The organism is Actinosynnema sp. NPDC037264, from assembly GCF_055603705.1.
In genome coordinates, this window is record NZ_JBVJVK010000099.1 from 1 (window position 1) to 18,925 (window position 18,925).

20 protein-coding genes are annotated in these 18,925 nt (G+C 73.7%); 16 read left to right on the forward strand and 4 right to left on the reverse strand.

Features of this window, described 5'->3' with window-relative positions; genetic code table 11:
• Positions 1–85 precede the first annotated feature (85 nt).
• Positions 86–871 carry an AfsR/SARP family transcriptional regulator gene (locus ACZ7GX_RS43725; protein WP_498786468.1) on the reverse strand — a complete coding sequence of 262 codons (786 nt, stop codon included), beginning with the start codon at positions 869–871 and terminating at the stop codon, positions 86–88.
• A gap of 336 nt (positions 872–1,207) precedes the next feature.
• Between ACZ7GX_RS43725 and ACZ7GX_RS43730 the strand changes: the two genes are divergently transcribed.
• The 7 genes from ACZ7GX_RS43730 (at position 1,208) to ACZ7GX_RS43760 (ending at position 10,883) form a co-directional block, all read left to right on the forward strand.
• Positions 1,208–1,378, forward strand: coding sequence for a thiazolylpeptide-type bacteriocin (locus ACZ7GX_RS43730; protein ID WP_498786470.1), 171 nt, complete (start codon positions 1,208–1,210; stop codon positions 1,376–1,378).
• Between the two features lie 63 nt (positions 1,379–1,441).
• Complete coding sequence (locus tag ACZ7GX_RS43735; RefSeq protein WP_498786472.1) at positions 1,442–3,856, forward strand: lantibiotic dehydratase; 2,415 nt, start codon at positions 1,442–1,444, stop codon at positions 3,854–3,856.
• Positions 3,853–4,929 (forward strand): lantibiotic dehydratase C-terminal domain-containing protein, encoded by a 1,077-nt coding sequence (locus ACZ7GX_RS43740; protein WP_498786474.1) that lies wholly within the window; start codon positions 3,853–3,855, stop codon positions 4,927–4,929. The genes ACZ7GX_RS43735 and ACZ7GX_RS43740 overlap by 4 nt, the downstream gene beginning before the upstream one ends.
• Positions 4,926–6,593, forward strand: coding sequence for a hypothetical protein (locus ACZ7GX_RS43745; protein ID WP_498786476.1), 1,668 nt, complete (start codon positions 4,926–4,928; stop codon positions 6,591–6,593). The genes ACZ7GX_RS43740 and ACZ7GX_RS43745 overlap by 4 nt, the downstream gene beginning before the upstream one ends.
• Positions 6,590–8,260, forward strand: a complete 1,671-nt coding sequence (locus tag ACZ7GX_RS43750; protein ID WP_498786478.1) for a TOMM precursor leader peptide-binding protein — start codon at positions 6,590–6,592, stop codon at positions 8,258–8,260. Before ACZ7GX_RS43745 ends, ACZ7GX_RS43750 begins: the two co-directional genes overlap by 4 nt.
• A complete protein-coding gene (locus ACZ7GX_RS43755) occupies positions 8,257–9,348 on the forward strand; it encodes a hypothetical protein (RefSeq protein ID WP_498786480.1) in 1,092 nt (363 codons plus the stop codon). Before ACZ7GX_RS43750 ends, ACZ7GX_RS43755 begins: the two co-directional genes overlap by 4 nt.
• Positions 9,348–10,883 carry a thiopeptide-type bacteriocin biosynthesis protein gene (locus ACZ7GX_RS43760; RefSeq protein ID WP_498786482.1) on the forward strand — a complete coding sequence of 512 codons (1,536 nt, stop codon included), beginning with the start codon at positions 9,348–9,350 and terminating at the stop codon, positions 10,881–10,883. Before ACZ7GX_RS43755 ends, ACZ7GX_RS43760 begins: the two co-directional genes overlap by 1 nt.
• Here the strand turns inward: ACZ7GX_RS43760 and ACZ7GX_RS43765 are convergent.
• Positions 10,853–11,872: an ATP-grasp domain-containing protein gene (locus ACZ7GX_RS43765; RefSeq protein WP_498786484.1), complete on the reverse strand. Its 1,020-nt coding sequence runs from the start codon at positions 11,870–11,872 to the stop codon at positions 10,853–10,855. The genes ACZ7GX_RS43760 and ACZ7GX_RS43765 overlap by 31 nt on opposite strands.
• A 192-nt stretch (positions 11,873–12,064) precedes the next feature.
• Here ACZ7GX_RS43765 and ACZ7GX_RS43770 point away from each other — a divergent pair, with 192 nt between their 5' ends.
• The 7 genes from ACZ7GX_RS43770 (at position 12,065) to ACZ7GX_RS43800 (ending at position 16,098) form a co-directional block, all read left to right on the forward strand.
• Positions 12,065–12,583 (forward strand): hypothetical protein, encoded by a 519-nt coding sequence (locus ACZ7GX_RS43770; RefSeq protein ID WP_498786486.1) that lies wholly within the window; start codon positions 12,065–12,067, stop codon positions 12,581–12,583.
• 93 nt (positions 12,584–12,676) lie between these two features.
• The gene (locus ACZ7GX_RS43775; protein WP_498786488.1) at positions 12,677–13,108 is read left to right on the forward strand and encodes an SRPBCC domain-containing protein; all 432 of its coding nucleotides are present in this window, start codon (positions 12,677–12,679) and stop codon (positions 13,106–13,108) included.
• A 5-nt stretch (positions 13,109–13,113) separates the two neighbouring features.
• A complete protein-coding gene (locus ACZ7GX_RS43780) occupies positions 13,114–13,455 on the forward strand; it encodes a metalloregulator ArsR/SmtB family transcription factor (protein ID WP_498786490.1) in 342 nt (113 codons plus the stop codon).
• A gap of 72 nt (positions 13,456–13,527) precedes the next feature.
• Positions 13,528–14,229 carry a DUF899 domain-containing protein gene (locus ACZ7GX_RS43785; RefSeq protein ID WP_498786492.1) on the forward strand — a complete coding sequence of 234 codons (702 nt, stop codon included), beginning with the start codon at positions 13,528–13,530 and terminating at the stop codon, positions 14,227–14,229.
• A gap of 267 nt (positions 14,230–14,496) precedes the next feature.
• Entirely contained in the window at positions 14,497–14,943 is a 447-nt protein-coding gene (locus tag ACZ7GX_RS43790) for an FAS1-like dehydratase domain-containing protein (protein ID WP_498786494.1), read from the forward strand.
• A complete protein-coding gene (locus ACZ7GX_RS43795) occupies positions 14,940–15,341 on the forward strand; it encodes a MaoC family dehydratase (protein WP_498786496.1) in 402 nt (133 codons plus the stop codon). The genes ACZ7GX_RS43790 and ACZ7GX_RS43795 overlap by 4 nt, the downstream gene beginning before the upstream one ends.
• 55 nt (positions 15,342–15,396) lie before the next feature.
• Positions 15,397–16,098, forward strand: a complete 702-nt coding sequence (locus ACZ7GX_RS43800; protein ID WP_498786498.1) for an SDR family oxidoreductase — start codon at positions 15,397–15,399, stop codon at positions 16,096–16,098.
• Between the two features lie 105 nt (positions 16,099–16,203).
• On the opposite strand, the gene ACZ7GX_RS43805 is transcribed toward ACZ7GX_RS43800, so the two are convergent.
• Both ACZ7GX_RS43805 and ACZ7GX_RS43810 read right to left on the reverse strand, forming a co-directional pair.
• Positions 16,204–16,851 carry a response regulator gene (locus tag ACZ7GX_RS43805; RefSeq protein WP_498786500.1) on the reverse strand — a complete coding sequence of 216 codons (648 nt, stop codon included), beginning with the start codon at positions 16,849–16,851 and terminating at the stop codon, positions 16,204–16,206.
• Positions 16,848–18,047, reverse strand: coding sequence for a sensor histidine kinase (locus ACZ7GX_RS43810; protein ID WP_498786502.1), 1,200 nt, complete (start codon positions 18,045–18,047; stop codon positions 16,848–16,850). The genes ACZ7GX_RS43805 and ACZ7GX_RS43810 overlap by 4 nt, the downstream gene beginning before the upstream one ends.
• A 166-nt stretch (positions 18,048–18,213) precedes the next feature.
• Here ACZ7GX_RS43810 and ACZ7GX_RS43815 point away from each other — a divergent pair, with 166 nt between their 5' ends.
• Positions 18,214–18,528 carry a hypothetical protein gene (locus tag ACZ7GX_RS43815; protein WP_498786504.1) on the forward strand — a complete coding sequence of 105 codons (315 nt, stop codon included), beginning with the start codon at positions 18,214–18,216 and terminating at the stop codon, positions 18,526–18,528.
• Positions 18,529–18,558: 30 nt separating this feature from the next.
• Positions 18,559–18,768 (forward strand): hypothetical protein, encoded by a 210-nt coding sequence (locus tag ACZ7GX_RS43820; RefSeq protein WP_498786506.1) that lies wholly within the window; start codon positions 18,559–18,561, stop codon positions 18,766–18,768.
• The last annotated feature ends 157 nt before the right edge of the window (positions 18,769–18,925 follow it).

Below are 18,925 nucleotides of genomic sequence, written 5' to 3' on the forward strand. Positions count from 1 at the left end.
CAAGCTCATCAGGGGTCACCGGGACATGAAACCGCCCAGCCCGCCCCGGTGCCCCCCCGACACGCCGAAACCTAACAAAGCACTACTAGGCGTTGCTCAGCAACCCCTCGAACACCGCACGCGCCTCACGGCCGGGCCGGATGCCCAGGTCCGCGTCCAGCACCCGGCACAGCCGGCGGTAGGTGTCGATCGCGCCCACGCGGTCGCCCAGGTGCGCCAACGCGCGCATCAGCAGCACCTGCAACGATTCCCGGGTCGGGTGGGCGGACGCGTGCGGCGCCAGGAGGTCGATCGCCTCCTCCCACGCGCCGAGCGCGACCTTGGCGGTCGCCAGGTGTTCCACGGCCGCGATCCGGCGTTCCCGCCACAACGCCGCCACCGCCGTGGCCGGACCGGACGGCACCAGCCCGACGAGGCCGTCGACCGGCCACCCCGACAGCGCGGCGGTCAGCGAGGTGACGGCGCCGTGCGGATCGCCCCGCCGCAGGCAGTCCACGCCGCAGCGGAGCAGCCCGCCCGCGCTGAGCACGTCCACCGCCTCGGGTGGCACGTCCAGCCGGTAGCCGTGGCCGACGTGGACCAGCAGGCGCGAGAAGCCCGCGTTCGCGGCGTCCAGGCAGCGGCGCAGCCGCGAGGCGTACAGCTGGAGGTTCTTGAGCGCGCTGCGCGGCGGCTCCCACTCCCACAAGTAGTCCATCAGGCGTTCGGTCGACACGGCCGAACCCGCGTCCAACGCCAACGCGGCCAACAACGTCCGCGACTTCACCCCTCCGGGCACCACCCCGGTCTTCTCCGGCCCGCTCACCGCGGGCCCGGCTAACAGCCTGATGCCGATCTCCTGCTGCACGAGCGACGTCGAACAGGTCGACACCCCGGATCTCCCCACGTCGAACCCCTATCAGTCACCGCACACGGTAGGTCGTGGCGGCGGGTGGGCGGCGGGGAGCCACCCGGCGGAACCCATCGGTCCCCGCAGCGCATACCGGACGTATACCGGCAGGTGAAAGCGTGCGGCTCGGCGCCCGCACCGCGGAGAGGCACCCGATGACCCCGCAGGATCGGTGATTCGGAGTACCGCAACGCCACGCGCGCGGTGCTCCGGTCGCCGCGACGGGGCCGGGGACCATTCCCGGGCGGGTCGACCGGCACCACCGACGCGGCGCGCCGACCGGCGCCCACCGCACCTCCCCCAGAAAGGGCGTGACCTATGGACCTCACCTTCGACGACTCGGAACTCGACCTCGGCGACCTGGCCGTGACCGCGATGCGCGACGCCGTCGCGCTGCCGGAGACCGGCGCCTCGGCGGCGGCGTGCTCGTGCAGCAGCACCTCGTGCTGCTGCTGCCAGCAGCCGCAGCTGCCGACGACGCTGGGCTGAGTCGAGCCGGAGCCGGGGGCGTCCGCGCGCGGGCGCTCCCGGCCCACACACGGGGAGCACCGGATGGCCAGTGACCGCACCACCACCGAACTCGCGCCGTACGCGCTGGTCCGGGTGGCCGCGCTGCCGCACCCCCGGCCGGTCGGATCGAAGTTCCGGGCGAGCCTGGACGCGGTCGTCGCGGCCGAGACCCGGATCGCCGCGCTGGCGCCGGACCTCGCCGACGCGCTGCACGACAGCGCGGACGGCCACTCCCCCGCGTTCCACCGAGCGGTCGTGCTGCCGCTGCGCCGCGACGTGCACAACGGCCGCGTCCCGCGCCCGGCGGCGTGGGGCACCTTGCCCGCACGGGTCCCGCTGCTGGCGCAGTGGCTGGCGGCCCACGAGGAGCTGGCACGGGCGGTGGACGCGGCGCTGGCGGCGTGGCCGCACGACCTGGCCGCGTCACGCGAGTGGCTCGCGGACGTGTGCGCGACCGACGCGCTGCGCCGGGCGAGCGTGCTGACCGGACCGGACCTGTTGCACGGCCTGGACCGCACCGCGCGGGGCCGGGGCGAGCCCGATCGCAAGGCGCGCAAGGCGGAACCGACCGTGCTGCGGTACGCGTTGCGGGCGACGTCCAAGACCAGTCCCCTGTCCTGGTACACGCACGTCGGCTGGGGCGTGTGGGGCGAAGGGCCGTGGCCGGCGGCGGAGCCGGTGTCGCACCCGGCCGTGCACCGCCTGCTCGTGACGAGGTTGGTCGACGCGCTGGGACCGGGGCTGCCGCACCGGCTCGCGCCCGCGTTGCGGGAGCGCGACGGACGCCTGGTGTTCCGCCGGGACGTCCCCGTCGAGGGCGTCGGGCGTGCGGCGGTGGTCCTCGAAGAGGAAGTGGACGTCGCGGCGACCCGACCGCTGCGGTTCGTGGTCGAGGTGGTGCGGGAGGCGGGTCCGGACGGGCTGCCGGTGGACCGGATCGCGGCGGCCTTGGCGGCGAAGCTGACCGGGCCGGACGCGGACCGCACGGCACGCGCGTTCGTGGCCAAGACCCTGGACCTCGGGCTGCTGGTGCCGGTCTCCCCGATCCACCCGCAGGACCCCGACGCGGTGGGCTCGCTGGCCTCCCGGCTGGCGCCGACCGACGGCGACACCGCCCGCCGGCTGACCGCGCTGGCCGCGGCCACCGCCGCGTTCGCCGCCGCCGGACCGCCGGACCGCGCGGCCGTGCTCGCGGACCTCACGGCCGGCTGGCGCGAGCTCGGCGAACGGGTCGGCGCGGACCTGACCGGCGTGACGCCGGTGGTCGAGGACGTGGTGCTGCCCGAACCGGTGCCCGTGCCGCCGGGCGCGGCGCCCGCGTTGACCCGGCTGACGCCGCTGCTGGTGGCGTTCGACCAGCACGTGCTGCTGCGCCGGCTGATCCGGACCAGGTTCGTGGAGCGGTTCGGGGAGGGTGGCGTCGCGACCCTCGCCGACTGCTCCGGGCCGCTGTCGCAGGCGTGGCAGGAGTCCATGGACACCGACGCCCTGGACGACCCGGACGTGCGCGCGGTCGTCGAGACCCGCGACAAGCTGGCCGGTCAGGTGCACGACGGCGTGGTCACCGACGACGTGCTGGCCTCCGCCGCGGACCTGCTGCCCGCGTGGGCGACCCGGCGCACCGGCTCGTACGGCTTCTTCGCCCAGCCGACCCACGACGGCCGGCTCGTCGTCAACCACGTCTACGCCGGGTTCGGCAAGTTCACCAGCCGCTTCCTCGACCTGCTGCCCGGCGCGCGCGACGCGGTGACCCGCCAGGTGCGCCGCCACACCACCGATCCCGTGCAGTTCCGGCCGGTGCAGGGCTTCAACGCCAACCTGCACCCGTTGCTCGGCGCGCGCGAGGTCGGCGAGGACGCCCGGTGGGCCGACCTCGCGGCGGACGAGCTGGACGTGCGGCACGACCCCGTGACCGACGAGGTGCGGCTGACGCACCGCGGCGTCCCGCTGGACGTGCTGTACCTGGGTTTCCTGATCCCGCTGGCGCTGCCGGACCGGCAGGTGCCGCTGTACTCCGACCTCGCCTGCGGGTGGGTCGACCTCGACGGGCTGCGTGCCGCCACCACCGACGGCGGGGTGACCGCCCGGGGTCGCCTGACCTACGGGGACGTCGTGCTGGCGCGCCGTTCCTGGGACTTCGCCGTGCCGCCGTCCATCGGCGCGGAGGAACGGGCGGCGCTGGACGTGGCCCGGTTGCGCGCCCGGCACGGGCTGCCGGAGCACGTCTTCGTCGGACCGGACCGGGCGCCGGTGTCGGCCGACGCCTACCGGCACGCGCTCACGGCGGGCAAACCGCAGTACGCCGACCTGGGAGACCCGCTGCACCTGCGCTGCCTGCCGCGCCTGCTGGCGCGGTTCCCGGACGGCGTGCGGCTGGCCGAGGCGCTGCCCGTGCCCGGCGCCGGTGGCGGCCGGGTGGTCGAACTGATCGCGGAAACGTACTGGAGGACCTCGTGACCGACGTCGTCTGCTACTACCACGACCCGGTGAAGGCGCCGTTGCTCCGCGAGGCCGTCCTGCCCGCGCTCGCCGAGGCGGAGCGCTCCGGCGCGACCGGGCACGTGGAGCGGCACTGGTTGCACGGGCCGCACGTGCGGGTGCGGTTGGACGGGCCGGACGAGGCGGCCGAAGCGGTCGCGTCACGGCTGCGCACGCACCTCGCCGCTCGTCCGTCCACTGTGGAGACTGATCACTCCGCACTGCTCGCGCAGGCCCGGCAGAACGGGATCGCCGAGCTCGTGCCGCCGCCGTACGAGCCGATCCACCCGGACAACACCGTGGTCGTCGAGCCGACGGACCTCACGGCCCTGCGGCGACTGCTGCTCTCCGACGTGCTGGTCGACCTGCGCACCCGGTGCCTGCGGCTGGGCGTGCCCGCGATCCGGGACGCGGTGGCCGTGGACGGCACGAGCCGGTCGCGCGTGCTGCTGGCCGTGGTGGCGATGACGGCGCACGCGAGCCGGTTCCCGGCCGGCCTGGTCAACGGCTACCACTCGTTCCTGTCGCACCTGGAGAGCTTCCTGCTGCACGGCGATCCCGACGGCGTGCTGCGCGGTCGGTTCGACGGGGTGTGGGAGCGCAACGCCGAGCAGGTGGTGGAGACCGTGCGCGGGGTGGCCGGTGGCTCGGTCGCGACGCCGTGGGTGACGTGGACGGACGGCGCGCGTGCGTTGGTCGAGGAGGTGTTCGACCGCGGCGAACTGCCCACCGCGTACTCGGCGCACCTCGGCGAACGCGCGGTGGAGATGGGCGAGGACGAGGCGATCCGGCGCTGGCACCGCGACCACACCGACCGGATCAGCGACTACCACGACCGGTTGCGGGAGGTCGACTTCGACCACCCCGACTACCAGCGGCCGGTGACCGTCTACCGCTTCGGGACCAACATGCTCTACCAACTGCTGGCCGTGTGCGACGTGACGCCCGTCGAGCGCTACCTGGCGGCGAGCCTGGTCGTGCGGGCGGTGCAGCGGATCACCGGGATCGACTGGTCGGAGCACGTGGCGCAGATGACGAAGGTGGTCCGATGAGCGGGATCCTGCTGCGGCTGCGGCCGATCGTGCACGCGACGCCGACGGAGACCGGCCTGCACGTGCGGGGGTGGCGGTCCAGCTTCTCGCTGGACGGCGGCAGGGGTTTGTGGACGATCTGGGAGCGCCTGGCCGGTCCGCTGGCCGAGGGCGTGCCGCCGGGGGCGTTGGCCGTGCCGGAGAACGCGCCGCCGGCCGTCGCACGGGCGTTGGAGCTGCTCATCGGGCAGTTGCACGAGCACGACATGCTGGTGGAGGTGCCTGCCCAGTGGGGTCGGGACGCGCCGCCCGAGGACATCGCGAGCTGGCTGGAATCCGTCGCGCCGGCGCCGGTCGAGGCGTGGCGACGGCTCCGGTCGGCGACGGTTGTGGTGACCGGTGAGGGCGTGTTGGCCGCTCACGCGCACCGCGCGCTGGTCGCCGCGGGGGTGGACGTGTCGCCCGTCCGGCCCGGCATCGGGTTGCTCCTGGTCGTCGGCGTGCACGCCGTCGCCGCCGGGTGTGCCGCCGACGTCGGCTTCGTGGTCGCGCCGGGTGCGGTCGCGGACGTCGAGGCCGACGCGGCGGCGGTGGCGGCGCGGTTGGCGGGCGGGCCGGGGACGCCGCCGGAGGTGTTGGCCGCGCTGGTCGGGTCGGCCGCGGCGCACCGGCTCGTGTGCGCGTTGGGCGGGCTGCCCGACCCGTCCACCGAGGTGGTCGACATGTGGAGCGACGTGCCGCCGACCGGGCCGCCGCACCAGGCCGTCCTGGTCGCGCGGGTCGACCCGCTGCACGCGGAGTACCACCCGTGGCTGTCCGCGGTCCGGCCGCGGGAGCCCAGCGGCGCGCTGGTGGAGGTCCTGGGTGATCGGGAGCTGGGGCCGGTGCCCACGCCGTTGCCGGGTGAGCTGCCGCAGTTGCCGGTGAAGCTGGCCGCGTCGGGTGGCACCATCGGTTTCGGCACGACCCAGCACGCCGCCCGGCTCGACGCCCTGCTGCGGGCCGCACGGGGGCTCGCGCCGGAGGGTGTGGTGCTCGGCGCGGATCGGGTGCACGCGCTCGGGTTGGCCCTGCGCACGGCCGTGCGGCCTCTCGTCGGCACACCGGTCGGCGAGGAGGAGTGGGCCGCCGACCCGACCGCCCGGCGTTGGTGGAAGGCCGTGACGCTCCGGTTCGCCCTGCCGGCCGAGGTCGAGGTGACCAGGCTCGGCCCGCGGGTGGTCCGCGCGGTGGTGCGGGTGGGCGGCGAGGAGCTGTCCTGGGCGGTCGAGGCGGACCCGGCGGACGCCGTCGCCTTCGCCGCGATGGCCGCCGCCGGGCGGGCACAGGCCAGGGCCGCCGCGACAACCACCGAGGCCGGACCAGCCGGAGTCGCCGGGCAGGAGCAAGCCGGAGACGCCGGGCGCGCGCAGGCCGAGGCCGCCGCGACAACCACCGACGCCGCACCGGTCGGCGTCGCCGAACCCGTCGTGCTCTGCGGCGCGGTGCCGGTTGTCGAGCCCGACGGGGCCGCGGCGCCGTGGACGAACCGCGACTGGCACTGGCCGTACGGGCTCCGCGACGGCGAGGAGGCGTTCCAGGAGGACCTGAGGGCGCTCGCGGCGGACGTCAAGCCGGTCCCCCTCGGACCCGTGCTGGAGGCAGCGGGGTTGGTGGGGTTCGCGGTGACGGGGGCCGGGCGGTGACGGTGCGGGTGGTGGAGTTGGCCGACTACGCGATCGGCGACCTGGACGGCGTCGGCGCGGGCGGTCCGGTGTTGCCGGTGCGGTTCGACGGGGCGTTGGTGCTCATCGGCCCCGTGTCGGACGGCGTGTGCGTGAGCTGTGCCGAGGACGCGAGACTGGCCACGTTGGGCGCGTCCGTGCCGCGCGGTGATCGGCGGATGCGGTTGGGTGGCTTGGCGTCCTCGACGTTGCGGCCGTTGATCGAGGTGCTCGTCGAGCGCGTGCTGGCCGATCCGGACGCCCACCGCGACAAGGTGCTGGCGTTGCGGACCGATCTGGCGACGGTCGGCGAGCACCGGGTCCGGCCCCGGCCCGGCGGCTGCGCGACGTGCGGCCCGGTGCCCGAGGACGCGCCGGAGGCGGTGGTGCGCGAGCCGATCCCGGTGGCGCCGGGCACGTTGCGGGGGCCGAACCCGCTCACCGGGGGCGACGCGCTGCGGCGCGAGCTGTTCGACCTCCGGCACGGTCCGGTCGGCGGGATGCACCGCATCGGCGACCTGACCGTGGCCGCGGTCAGCGCCGAGCTGGGCGGCGGCCAGGCCGGGTTCGGCCGCACCGCCGACTACGCCGAGGCCGAACGGGTCGCGCTGTACGAAGCGGTCGAACGGCACGCGGGCCTCCGGCCCCGGCGCGTCACCACGGTTTTGGAGGCGTCGTTCGCCGAGCTGGGCGAGCGCGCGCTCGACCCGACCCGGCTCGGCCTGCCCGACCACGAGTCGCCGCACGTCGTGCCGTACCACCCGGACGTGCGGACCCGCTGGGTGCACGGCTGGTCGTACACCCGCGGCCGGCCGGTCGCGGTGCCCGAGCACGTCGCCTACTGGGGTCACGGCGACGGCGCGCGGTTCGTGGACGAGACGTCCAACGGGTGCGGCACCGGCAACAGCCTCACCGAAGCGGTGCTGTACGGGTTGTTCGAGGTCGCCGAACGGGACGCGTTCCTGATGGCCTGGTACCAGCGGACGCCGTTGCGGAGCCTGCGCGTGCGCGACGACGTCACCGCGCACATCGCGGACCGGCTGGAACAGCTCGGCTACCAGTTGGAGCTCTACGACGCCACCAACGACCTGGGCGTGCCGTCGGTGCTGTCGCTGGCGCGTTCCCCCCGGCAGCCGCACGCGTTCTTCGCCGCGGGGGCCGGGCTCGACCCGGACGCGGCGATGCGGTCGGCGGCGGCCGAGGTGGCGATGGACGTCGAGGCGGGCGCGAAGCGCTACCGCGTCGAGCCCGGCGACTACGACGTGGACCGGCTGCGGAGCCTGCTGCGCGAACCGCGGCTGATCCGGACCATGGACGACCACGTCAACGTCAACGGCCTGACCGAAGCCGCCGAGCGGTACGACTTCCTGACGCCCGGCCCGGAGGTCGACCTGGAGGTGCCGGACGTGCCGCGGGACGACCTGGACGCCTTGCTGGAGCACTACGTGCGCGAGTGGGCGGCCTTGGACCTGGAGGTGATCGCGGTCGACCAGAGCGACCCGGTGGTGCGCGACCGGCTCGGCCTGCACTCGGCGAAGGTGATCGTGCCCGGCGCCGTGCCGATGACGTTCGGCGAGCTGAACCGGCGCACGCACGGCCTGCCGCGACTGCGCCTCGCCGGTACCCCGCTACCCCACCCGTTCCCGTGAACGCCGACGCGCTGCTCGCCGCGTACGCCCACGGGCCGGGGCGGGTGGTCGAGCCCGGGGCATCGCCGCGCACGGCCGCGACGGGGGGACCGCGCGTGCCGCTGACGGCGGTGCGGGGACGCTTCGGCCCGGCGTTGGCGCGCCTGCTGGCCGACGTGGCGACACCGCTGCGCTGGGAGCCGTGGAACCAGTACAACGACCACCGGGCGTACCCGTCGGCACGGGCCGCGGCCACCGTCGACCTGGTGCTGGACGGGCGGTGGACGCTCGACCCGGTGCGGCGGGCGCTGGTCGGCGACGGGACGCCGGTGGTCGACGGGCCGGTGCGGGTCGAGCTGGTCCGCCGGCGCGACCGCCTCTCCCCCGGCTACCGCGACTTCGGCGACGTGCTCACGGAGTTGGAGGTGGGGCACGTCGCGGCGGCGCTGGTCGAGCACGCGGCACGGCTCGGCCTGGTGGCTCGGGTCTCGGGGCTGACGGTCACGCTGACGTTCGACGGGGTGCCGGAGCCCGCTCCGGTGCCGCTTCGCAGTTCGGGGGTGGGCCCGCGCGGCATCGCGGCCGATCCCCGGCCGTTGCCCGAGAGCGTGCTGCGGGCGGTCGTCGAAGTGCTCGACGACCCGCCTGCCGGGTCGCCCGTGCGGAACGACCTGCGGCACCGGCTGGCCGTGCGCAACGTCGAGGGCGTCGCCGACGGCTGGTACGCCGTGGACGGCGGGCTGCGGCTGGTGTCGCCCGGACCGGCGGTGGCCGGGTTGCGGCCGGTGTTCGGGCACCCGCCCGGGACGATCCACGTCGCCTCGATGAACCTCGCGCTGGTGACGACCGGCGACCCGGCCGCCGCGGTGGCCTCCGACGGCCCGGACGGCTACCGCGCCCTGCTGCGCGCGGCCGGCGCCATGGCGCAGCACGTGGGCACGGCCGCGGCGGCCTTCGGCGCGTTCTGCCGGCCGGCGCGCAGCACCGACGACGGCCCGTTGGAGGCCATGGTCGGCGCGCCCGCGTCGCACGCGCTGCTCTACCTGCTGCTCGTCGGGCGCTCGCGCGGCACCGGCTTCACCTACGACCTCACCCCGCTGGAGGCGTGATGACCTGGACCAGCCTGCACGTGCGGCTGTCGTGGTCGGTGCCGGACGTCGACGCGTTCATCACCGACGTGCTCGCGCCGGAGCTGGACGGGCACCGCGCGGCGGGACGGATCGCCGACTGGTTCTACGTGCGGTACTGGGAGGCGGGCCCGCACCTGCGCGTCCGCGCGCGTGACGCGACCGTCGACCTGGCGGACCGGTTGCGCTCGCTGGTGGCGGAGGCCGACCACCCGGTGGTGGTCTCGTCGCCCGACTGGCTGCCGCACGGCGACGTGCGGGAGACGCCGTACGAGCCGGAGGTCCAGCGGTACGGCGGGCCGGAGGCGCTGCCCGTGGCCGAGGACGTGTTCTGCCGCAGCACCGAGGTGGCGGTCGCCGTGCTGCGGTCGTCGGGGGTGAGGTTCACCGCGGCCGTGGAGCTGGTGATGGCCACCACGATCGCGCTGGGGCTGGACCGCGTGGAGGCGGCGTCGTGGCTGCGTTCCCTGGCGACGGGGTGGCGGCAGGCGCACGAGCCCGTCGCACCGCCCGGGGTGCGCTCCCACGTCGCCGCGCGGAAGCTGCACGAGGCGCGCGCGGCCCACCTCGCGGCCCGGTGGGACCGGCTCGGATCAGGCGCCACGGGCGCGGTGGCGTACTGGATGGACCGGGTGCGGGCGGCGGACCTGCCGCGCTACGCGTGGGCCTCGCAGCTGCACATGCTGTGCAACCGCCTCGGCGTCGACCCGGAGGAGGAGCGCACGGTCTGCCGGCTGGTGGCGATGACGGCCGAGGCCCCCGACGGGCCCACGCCGTTCCGCGAGGACGGTGCGACGGCGCCGGACCGCCGCTACCTGGCGGCCAGCAAGTTCCACTGGGGCGTGCCGGACCAGGGCGGGCTCGTGGTCGAGGACTCGCCGCCGACCACGCCACCGTGGTGGCCGGACGTGCCGCTGCCCGAGGTCGCGCCCGCGACCGGCGACCTGGCCGACGCGCTGCTGGCCCGGCGCACCGCCCGTGGCGCGGAGTTGTCCGGCTCGCTCGACGCCGAGCAGCTCGCGACCCTGCTGTGGACCGCGCAAGGCGCTCTCCCGGACGGGCGCCGGCCGTACCCGAGCGCGGGCGCGCGGCACAGCGCGCGGCTGCGGGTGGTGGCGTGGCAGGTCGCCGGGCTGGCGCCGGGGGTGTACGAAGTGGACGAGGTGCGGCGGACGCTGGTCCGCGTCTCGGCCGCGCCGCCGGTGGAAGACGTGCGGGCGAGCTCGATGTACTTCGGCGACGGCGAGACCCAGGTGGACCTGGCCACGACACCGGCGATCCTGGCGCTCTACACCCGGGTCGGCGCGTTGCGGGAGGTGTACGGCCTGCGGACGCTGCGGCTGGCGTTCACGGAGGCGGGGCACCTGGCGCAGAACCTCGCGCTGGTCGCCGCCTCGTCGGGGCTGTCGCTGGGCATGATCGGCGGCTTCTACGACGACATGGCGCACGACGTGCTGTGCCTGGACGGCGTGGACGACGCGCTGGTCTACCTGATGCCGCTGGCCGCCGTCGGCTGACCGGTGGTCCGGCTGATCGCGGCGGTGAGGACGCGGAGCAGTTCGTGCGGCAGCGACCGGCCCGCCGCCGTGAAGAGGTCCGGGTAAAGCGCGGGACCGGTGTTGACGTCCACGACGATCGGTTCGCCTTCGTGGCGGATGACGTCCAGGCCGAGCAGCGGCAGGCCGAAGGCCCGGTGCGCCCGCAGCGCCAGTGCGGCGTGCGCGGCGGGCACTTCCCGGTGTTCGACGGCGCCGCCGCCGCGTCCCGCGTCGTAGACCTTCCAGGCGAAGTCGTTCCACCGCACGTGGCGTTCGGGGGTCTTCCGGAAGCCGTACACCACCTCGTGCTCCGCGACGGTGACGCCCAGCCAGTCCTCCGGGTCGTTGGGGTAGAAGCGCTCGAGCAGGTAGCTGCGGGCCGGTCCCGACGACGGCACGCCACGGACCCGCCCCTCGGTGGTCTCGGAGTCGATGTAGCCGACGACGTCCCTGAGCGTGGTGAAGTTGTCGACGAACAGCACTCCCCAGCCGAAGCAGCCACGCCGCGGCTTGAGGACGGCGTGGCCCCACTCCTCGATCACGGGCGCCGCCGCGTCCAGGTTGCGCTGACTGACCAGCACGTTGTCCGGGACGGGGACGCCGGCGCGGGCGAGCGCCAGGTACGACCAGTGCTTGTCGAACGCGACCGCGATCCGCTCGGGGTCGGGCACGACCGCGGTGTCGCGCTTCACCGTGAGCAACGCGTCGAGGTCGTAGCTGCCGGGCTTGCGCGCGAAGTCGGCGTACCAGAGGTACAGGTCCAGGTCGTTCAGGCACACGTCACCGCAGTGGACCCGGCCACGGCGGATGTAGGAGTCCCGGAAGTCCAGCCCGTGCACGAACTCCACACCGGGCAGTTCCGACAGCAGCCCCATCAGGGTCGCGTGGTCGTCGGGCGGGATGACCCCGCCGTTGCCGGGCCCGCCGTCGGCCGGGCGAGCAGGCAGGAACGTCCCCACCCGGACCATGGCGCCACCTCCGGCAGTGGGATGGCACGCCACCCGCCCGTCATGCGAACCCGGCCGCGATATCACCCGAAAGACTCGCGAACCGGCTCCTGCGCAGGGGCATGATCACACGTTCGGTACACGGTTGGTAACGCAAAGCGAACGGTGGCCGATGACCACCATGTCCGCCGCCGAGACATCGGGAGGTCCCGGATGAACGCGAGCAAGGCCGCCGTCGCCGTCTGCCTGGCCGCCGCGGCGACGTCGACCGGCGTGGCACCGACCGCGAACGCTGCCGTCGAACAGGCCTGCCTGATCAACGAAGTGGTGACCTTCAGCGAACCGGTGACCAACACGCCGAAGACGGTCACCGTCACCGTCGAGGGCCAGCTCTTCAACTGCGCCGACGCCTCCGCGACCACCGGTTCCTACACCGAGGTCGCCACGCTGCCGGACTACACCTGCACCGCGCTGTTCTACCAGGGCGCCGGCACGCGGACGTTCACGTGGACCGACCCGGCCGTCGCGCCGAGCACGTACTCCTACAACCGGACGTCCAGCCGGGTCGGCGCGAACATCGTCATCGTGCTGCTCGGCTCGATCACCTCCGGCGCGTTCGCCGCCCAACCGGCGAAGACGCAGCTGACCGCGCTGAACCCCGACCCCGTCAGCTGCGCCACCACCGGCGTCTCCCGGCTGTCCCTCGTCGGCGCCCTCACCGTGGGGCTCTGACCGCGTCACCCGATCGGGACCTCTCATGGACGCAACCAACTGGTTGCGATAGAGTCGCAACCGAATGGTTGCTACTCACGAGAGGCGTCCGCCATGGGTTTTCCCGATCACATCGAGCGGGTCGTGGAGATCGCTCAGCCGCCGGCCAAGGTCTGGGCGGCGATCACCACGGCCGAAGGACTGGGCACGTGGTTCGGCAACGAGGCGACGATCGACCTGCGCCCAGGCGGCACCGCGCGGGTGACCTGGTCCGACGGGCCGACGGTCGAACTGCGGGTGGAACGGGTGGAGGAGCCGACCGTGTTCGCCTTCACGTGGCCGGTCTTCGGCATGCCCGCGGACGACCCGCGCCGCACCTACGTCGAGTTCACCCTGGAAGAGGTCGGCGCCGGCACGCGGCTCAAGGTCGTGGAGAGCGGGTTCGCGCAGCTGCCGGACGACGGCCACGGCAAGGGCCACGACGCGCACAGCGAGGGCTGGACGAGCGAGCTGGGAGAGCTGGTCGACTACCTCGAAGCCGCCTGACGCCGATGCCGCCCGACGTCGAAGCGGTCGCCGAACAGGTCTTCACCGCCCTGTCCGACCCGACCCGGCGCGCCATCCTCGCGGCGCTGGCCGCGGGCGGCCCGGCCACGGCCACGGACCTGGCCGATCGCCTGCCCGTCACCCGGCAGGCGATCGCGAAGCACCTCGCCCTGCTGACCGACGCCGGCCTGGTGCTGGCGGAGCCCGGCGAACGGCGCCGGGTGCGGTTCCGCCTGCGCTCCGCGCCGATGCGGGTGGCGCAGCAGTACCTGGCGGCGCTGGCACGCGACTGGGACGGACCGCTCGGCGCGCTGAAGGACCACCTCGACCGCGACCCCACCGGCTGACCCGGCCCCGGGCTGCCCACCCCGGCGGGCGGCCCGAGCACGTCAACCCGAAAGTGGAAGGTGGAGCTCACGATGAAGACCCGTCCGATCGTGTCCGCGTCGGCGTGGGAGCAAGCTCGCCAAGAGCTGCTGGTGAAGGAGAAGGAGCTGACCAGGGCACGCGACGCGATGGCCGCGGCCCGTCGGCGGATGCCGTGGTTCGAGGTGGAGAAGGAGTACGCCTTCGACACCCCGCGCGGCCGGAAGAGCCTGCTCGACCTGTTCGAGGGCCGCCGGCAGCTGATCGTCTACCGGGCGTTCTTCGAGCCCGGCGTGCACGGCTGGCCCGACCACGCGTGCCCCGGCTGCTCCCTGGTGACGGCCGACCAGATCGGGCACCTCTCCCACCTCAACGCCCGCGACACCACCCTCGTGCTCGCCTCGCGCGCGCCCCAGGCCGACATCCGGCGGTTGAAGGAGCGGATGGGCTGGCGGATGCCCTGGGTCACCATCCTCGACGAGTTCGACGTCGACTTCGGCGTCGACGAGTGGCACGGCACCAACGCGTTCATCCGCGACGGCGACCGCGTGTTCCGCACCTACTTCATCAACGAACGCGGCGACGAGGCGTTGGGCAGCACGTTCAGCTACCTGGACATGACCGCGCTCGGCAGGCAGGAGGACTGGGAGGACTCGCCCGAGGGCTACCCCCAGACCCCGCCGTACTCGTGGTGGAGGTGGCACGACGAGTACCCCGACGCGGACACCGACGACGGATCTCCCGCGACGGGCTGAACACCCGGCGGAACGATCCGGTGCGCGTGGACCGGGTCGTTCCGCGCCGTCCGTGCGGTGCGACCGGTGGTCGGCGGGTCGGTCGTTCATCGGCGCGGCCGGCGTGACGCCCGCCGGGCAGGTGCTGCCGACCATTCGTGCCACGGGCCGTCTGCGCGGACCGGTGAGAGCCCCGGAAAATACAGCGGAAATATAGATTTCGGTAAACCGTCGCGGTATTCGCGCGTGCCCTCGCGGTGCGGTGGCGCGCGCGGGTACGGTTCGCCGATGATTGATCCGGGGTTCGTCGGGAAACGGCTCGATCCCGTTGTGCTGCGGGTGCCGCGGGCGCGGGTCGTCGCATTCGCGAGGGCCATCGGCGAGGACGGCCCGGCGCACGTCGACATCGACGCGGCGCGCGCGGCCGGTCATCCCGACTTGGTGTTGCCGCCGACGATGCTGTTCGGGTTGGAACTCGAGGCGCGTGGCGAGAAGCTGTTGGTCGACATGGGGCTCGACCCGTTGCGCGTGCTGCACGCCGAGCAGTCGTTCACCTATCACGGGAATGCGCACGCCGGTGACGAGTTGCGGTTCGAGAGCGTGGTCGCCGACGTTTACCGGCGGATGGGCGGGCGGTTGGAGTTCATCGTGCAGGAGACGTCCGTGCACCGGGGTGGTGAACACCTGGTGGATTTGCGGCAGGTGCTCGTGATCGAGGAAAGGGAGACGGCGTGAACGCGCCCGCGGTCGGTGACCGGCTGCCCGTGACCGAGGTGCCCGCGATCACCCGGGAGGGGCTTCGGGAATTCGCACTCGCGTCCGGCGACGACAATCCCGTGCACCTGGACGACGCCGCGGCGCGGGAGGGCGGGCTGGACGGGCTCGTGGCGCACGGGATGCTCGTGATGGCGCACCTGGGTCGGCTGGTCACGTCGTGGCCGGCGGCGGGCGCGCTGCGGTCGTTCAAGGCCCGGTTCACCGCGCCGACGCCGGTCGGCGCGCGGGTGACGTGCGGCGGGAAGGTCGCGTCGGTCGACGCCGCGGCCGGGACCGCGCGGGTCCAGGTGACGGCGACCCGGGACGACGGCGTCACGGTCGCACGCGGCGAGGCGGTCGTGGAGCTGGCGTCATGAGCGGGTCGGTCAGCACAGTGCTTCGCGTTCTCGCCACGTCCGAGGAGGTGCGCGCATGACGCGGTCGGTGCTGGTCGTGGGCGCGAGCCGGGGTATCGGCGAGGCGGTGGCGCGGGAGTTCCGGCGCGCGGGCGACCGGGTGGCGGGGACGCACCGCGGGTCGGGCGTGCCGGTCGAGGGCGTGTTCGGGGTAAAGCTGGACCTGGCCGACGCCGACCGGGTGGCCGACGCCGTCGCCGAGGTCACCGCGCACCAGGGCGCGCCGGAGGTGGTCGTGCTGAACGCGGGCGTGACCCGCGACGGGCTCCTCGCGCGGATGCCCGAGGAGCACTACCGGGAGATCATCGAGGTGACGCAGCTGGGCGCGTTCCGGGTGGTGCAGCGGGTGCTGCCCGCGATGGCGAAGGCGCGGGCGGGGTCGATCGTGCTGGTCTCGTCGGCGTCGGCGCGTGCCGGGTCGCCCGGTCAGGCGAACTACGCGGCGGCCAAGGCGGCGTTGGAGGGGTTCGCGCGGTCGGTGGCGCTGGAGTACGGGCGGCGTGGTGTGCGGGTCAACGTCGTCGCGCCCGGCCCGGTGGACACCGACATGGTCGCGGTGCTGACGGGAAAGCAGCGGCAGGCGCTGATCGACCAGGTGCCGCTGGGGCGGCTGGCGCGGCCGGAGGAGATCGCCGAGGTGGTGCGCTGGGTCGCGGGCTCGACGTACGTGACCGGTGCGACGATCCCCGTCACGGGCGGCGGCGCGCTCGGCTGGTAGGGCCCGGTGGAGGCCCTCACCCGGTCAGGGGCCTCACGGAGCCACACGGGGCCCGGCGAGGCCAGGTGAAGCCCGGCGCGGCAGGGCGAGGCGTGGTCCCCCGCGTCACACCAGGTCGTTCTCCTGGGCGTAGATCGCCGCCTGCACGCGCGAGCGCAGTTCCAGCTTCGTCAGGATGCGGGAGACGTGGGTCTTCGCCGTCGCGCCGCTGATGAACAGCTCGTGCGCGATCTGGGCGTTCGACAGACCGCGGCCGAGGCAGCGCAGGACGTCCAGCTCACGCTCGGTCAGCTGGTCGAGCCGGCTGTCGACGACCGGCTGGGTCTTCACCGGCGCCTCGGCGTAGGCCTTGATCAGCTTGCGGGTGATCTCCGGGCCGAGCACGTTCTCGCCCGCCGCGACCAGCCGCACCGCCTCCACCAGCCGCGGCGCGTCCACGGACTTCAGCAGGAAGCCCGCGGCGCCCGCGCGCAGCGCCGCGAACACGTACTCGTCCAGGTCGAACGTCGTCAGCACGAGCACCTGGGCCACGCTGTCGCCGTGCAGCGCCTTGGTCGCGGCGATGCCGTCCAGGCCGGGCATGCGGATGTCCATCAGCACCACGTCCGGCCGCAGCGCCCGCGCCTGGCTGATCGCGGTCGCGCCGTCACCCGCCTCGCCGACCACCTCGATGCCCTCGGCGTTGCCCAGGATCAGCACGAGGCCGGCGCGGATGGCCGCGTGGTCGTCCACCACCAGGACCCTGATGCTCACCGCTCCACCCCGGGCAGCGGCAGCACCGCGCGGACCTTCCACGCGCCGTCGGACGGCCCGGCGGTGAGCGAGCCGCCGACCGCCGCGGTGCGCTCCCGCATGTTCAGCAGTCCCGTGCCGAGCCCTCCGCCGTCACCGCCGTCGCGCAGCTCGTTGACCACTTCCAGCACCAGCTCGGTGTCGGTGCGGCGCAGTTCCAGGACGACGTTCGTGCGCGGTGCGTGCTTCATGGCGTTGGTCAGGGCCTCCTGCGCGATCCGGTACGCGGTCAGGTCGACCGCGGCGGGCAACGGCTCGGTGTCGTCGTACTCCACCCGCACGTCCAGCTTCATGCCGCCCGCCTGCGCCGACTCGATGAGCCGGGACAGCTGGGCCAGCCGCGCGGGCGCGGTCGGCTCGTCCGGGTCGGTGACGTCGGCGCGCAGCAGGTTGATCATGGCACGCATCTCGTCCAACGCGCTCACGCTGTTCTCGCGCACGGACTTGAGCACCACTCGCGTCATCGGGTCGTCGTCCTTCAACGACAGCGCGGCCTCGGCCTGGATGGCTATCGCGGACAGGTGCCCGGCGATCACGTCGTGCAGGTCACGGGCCATGTGCGCGCGTTCGGCGGCGACCGCGGCGGTCCGGTCCAGCTGGGCGATCTTGGCCAGCTGCCGGGCGTTCGCCCGCTCCACCTCGGCCATCCGCTGGTGCTGCCGGACGTTCGTCGCCCACCACACCGGGATCAGCAGGAACGGCAGCACGGCGAACGCGGCCAGCACCGTGGCGCGCCAGCCGGGCACCAACAGCACGGTCGCGGTGATCGTGCTGATCGACGTCAGCACGGCGATCGGCACCATGTCGCGGCTGAGCCGGCGCGGGCCGTAGAGCGTGGCCGCGTAGAGCAGGTCGGCGTACACGACGAGGGTGGGCGTGCTGACGCCGATGACGCAGTCCACGAGCAGGAACGCCGTGCCCACCGCGAGGGCCGTGCCCGGCGCGAACCGGCGGAACGCCTCCACCACGCAGATGCCGCCGAACAACAGCACCCGCACCCACAGCGGAATGTTGTCGTCCAGCCGGAACAACGGGTACAGGCCGGTGGCGAACAACACCGAACCGACCAGCAACGAGCTGATCACGATGAGCGCGTCGTGCTGCCACTCCGGCAACTTCCGGAGCCCGGAGACGACGCGACTGAGTCCGGCCTGCACCGCGCGATCACAGCACACGCCACCGCGGCTCGCATCGGCCGAAGTGATGACCCGTGATCGCTCCGACCGCCGATGCCGCGGGCGCGTCCGCTTCGCGATGATGTTGTCACGGCAGGCGCACCGGCCGCCGACCACACCGGGAGGAGCGGATGTCACCATGAAAAGCGTGGCGGTAGCACTGGCGGTGGTGTCGGCTTTCGCGCTGAGCGGCTGCCAACCGTCCGCCGAACCGACTTCGACGGACAACACCGACGAAGGTCGCAAGACCTTGCTGTGCCACGTGGCGAGGGGGTGGGTGTCCGCGGGTCCCGACGGCAAGAGCGAATCGGCCAAGACATTGGCTTCGGTTATCGACGACATCGCCGGGAACATGGACGAGTCGTCGCAAACCGCCAAGGTGTTGACCGCGGCCCGGCAACTGCTGTCGGACAACGCCCAGGACATCTCCGAGGGCGCCGCGAAAATCAAGGAACTGTGCTGAGGGTGTGCCCGCGCCCGACAAGGAGGACAAGTGGCTGAGGGCAAGGTGAACGACGGTCGGTGGGCCCCGTGGTGGGTGTACGTCGTCCTGATCGTCGGGTCCAACCTGATCAAGCAGTACTTCATCGGCGGCAAGGTGTCCGACGTGGCCAACGTCGCGATCACGGTGGCGATGGTCGGCGCGCTGATCTTCGTCATCACGGCGGTGTACCGGTCGATGTTCGCCACCCGGCGGCGGTGACGTCGACCGGGACGGCGGCGGCCTCCCCTGGTCGCCGCGGGGGGGGGGGGGGGGGGGGGGGGGGCCCCCCCCCCCCCCCCCCCCCCCCCCCCCCCCGAGACACCCAAGAGGAGAGTGAGGGCTCCGGGGCAAAAAAAACACCAAAAACACACGAAGA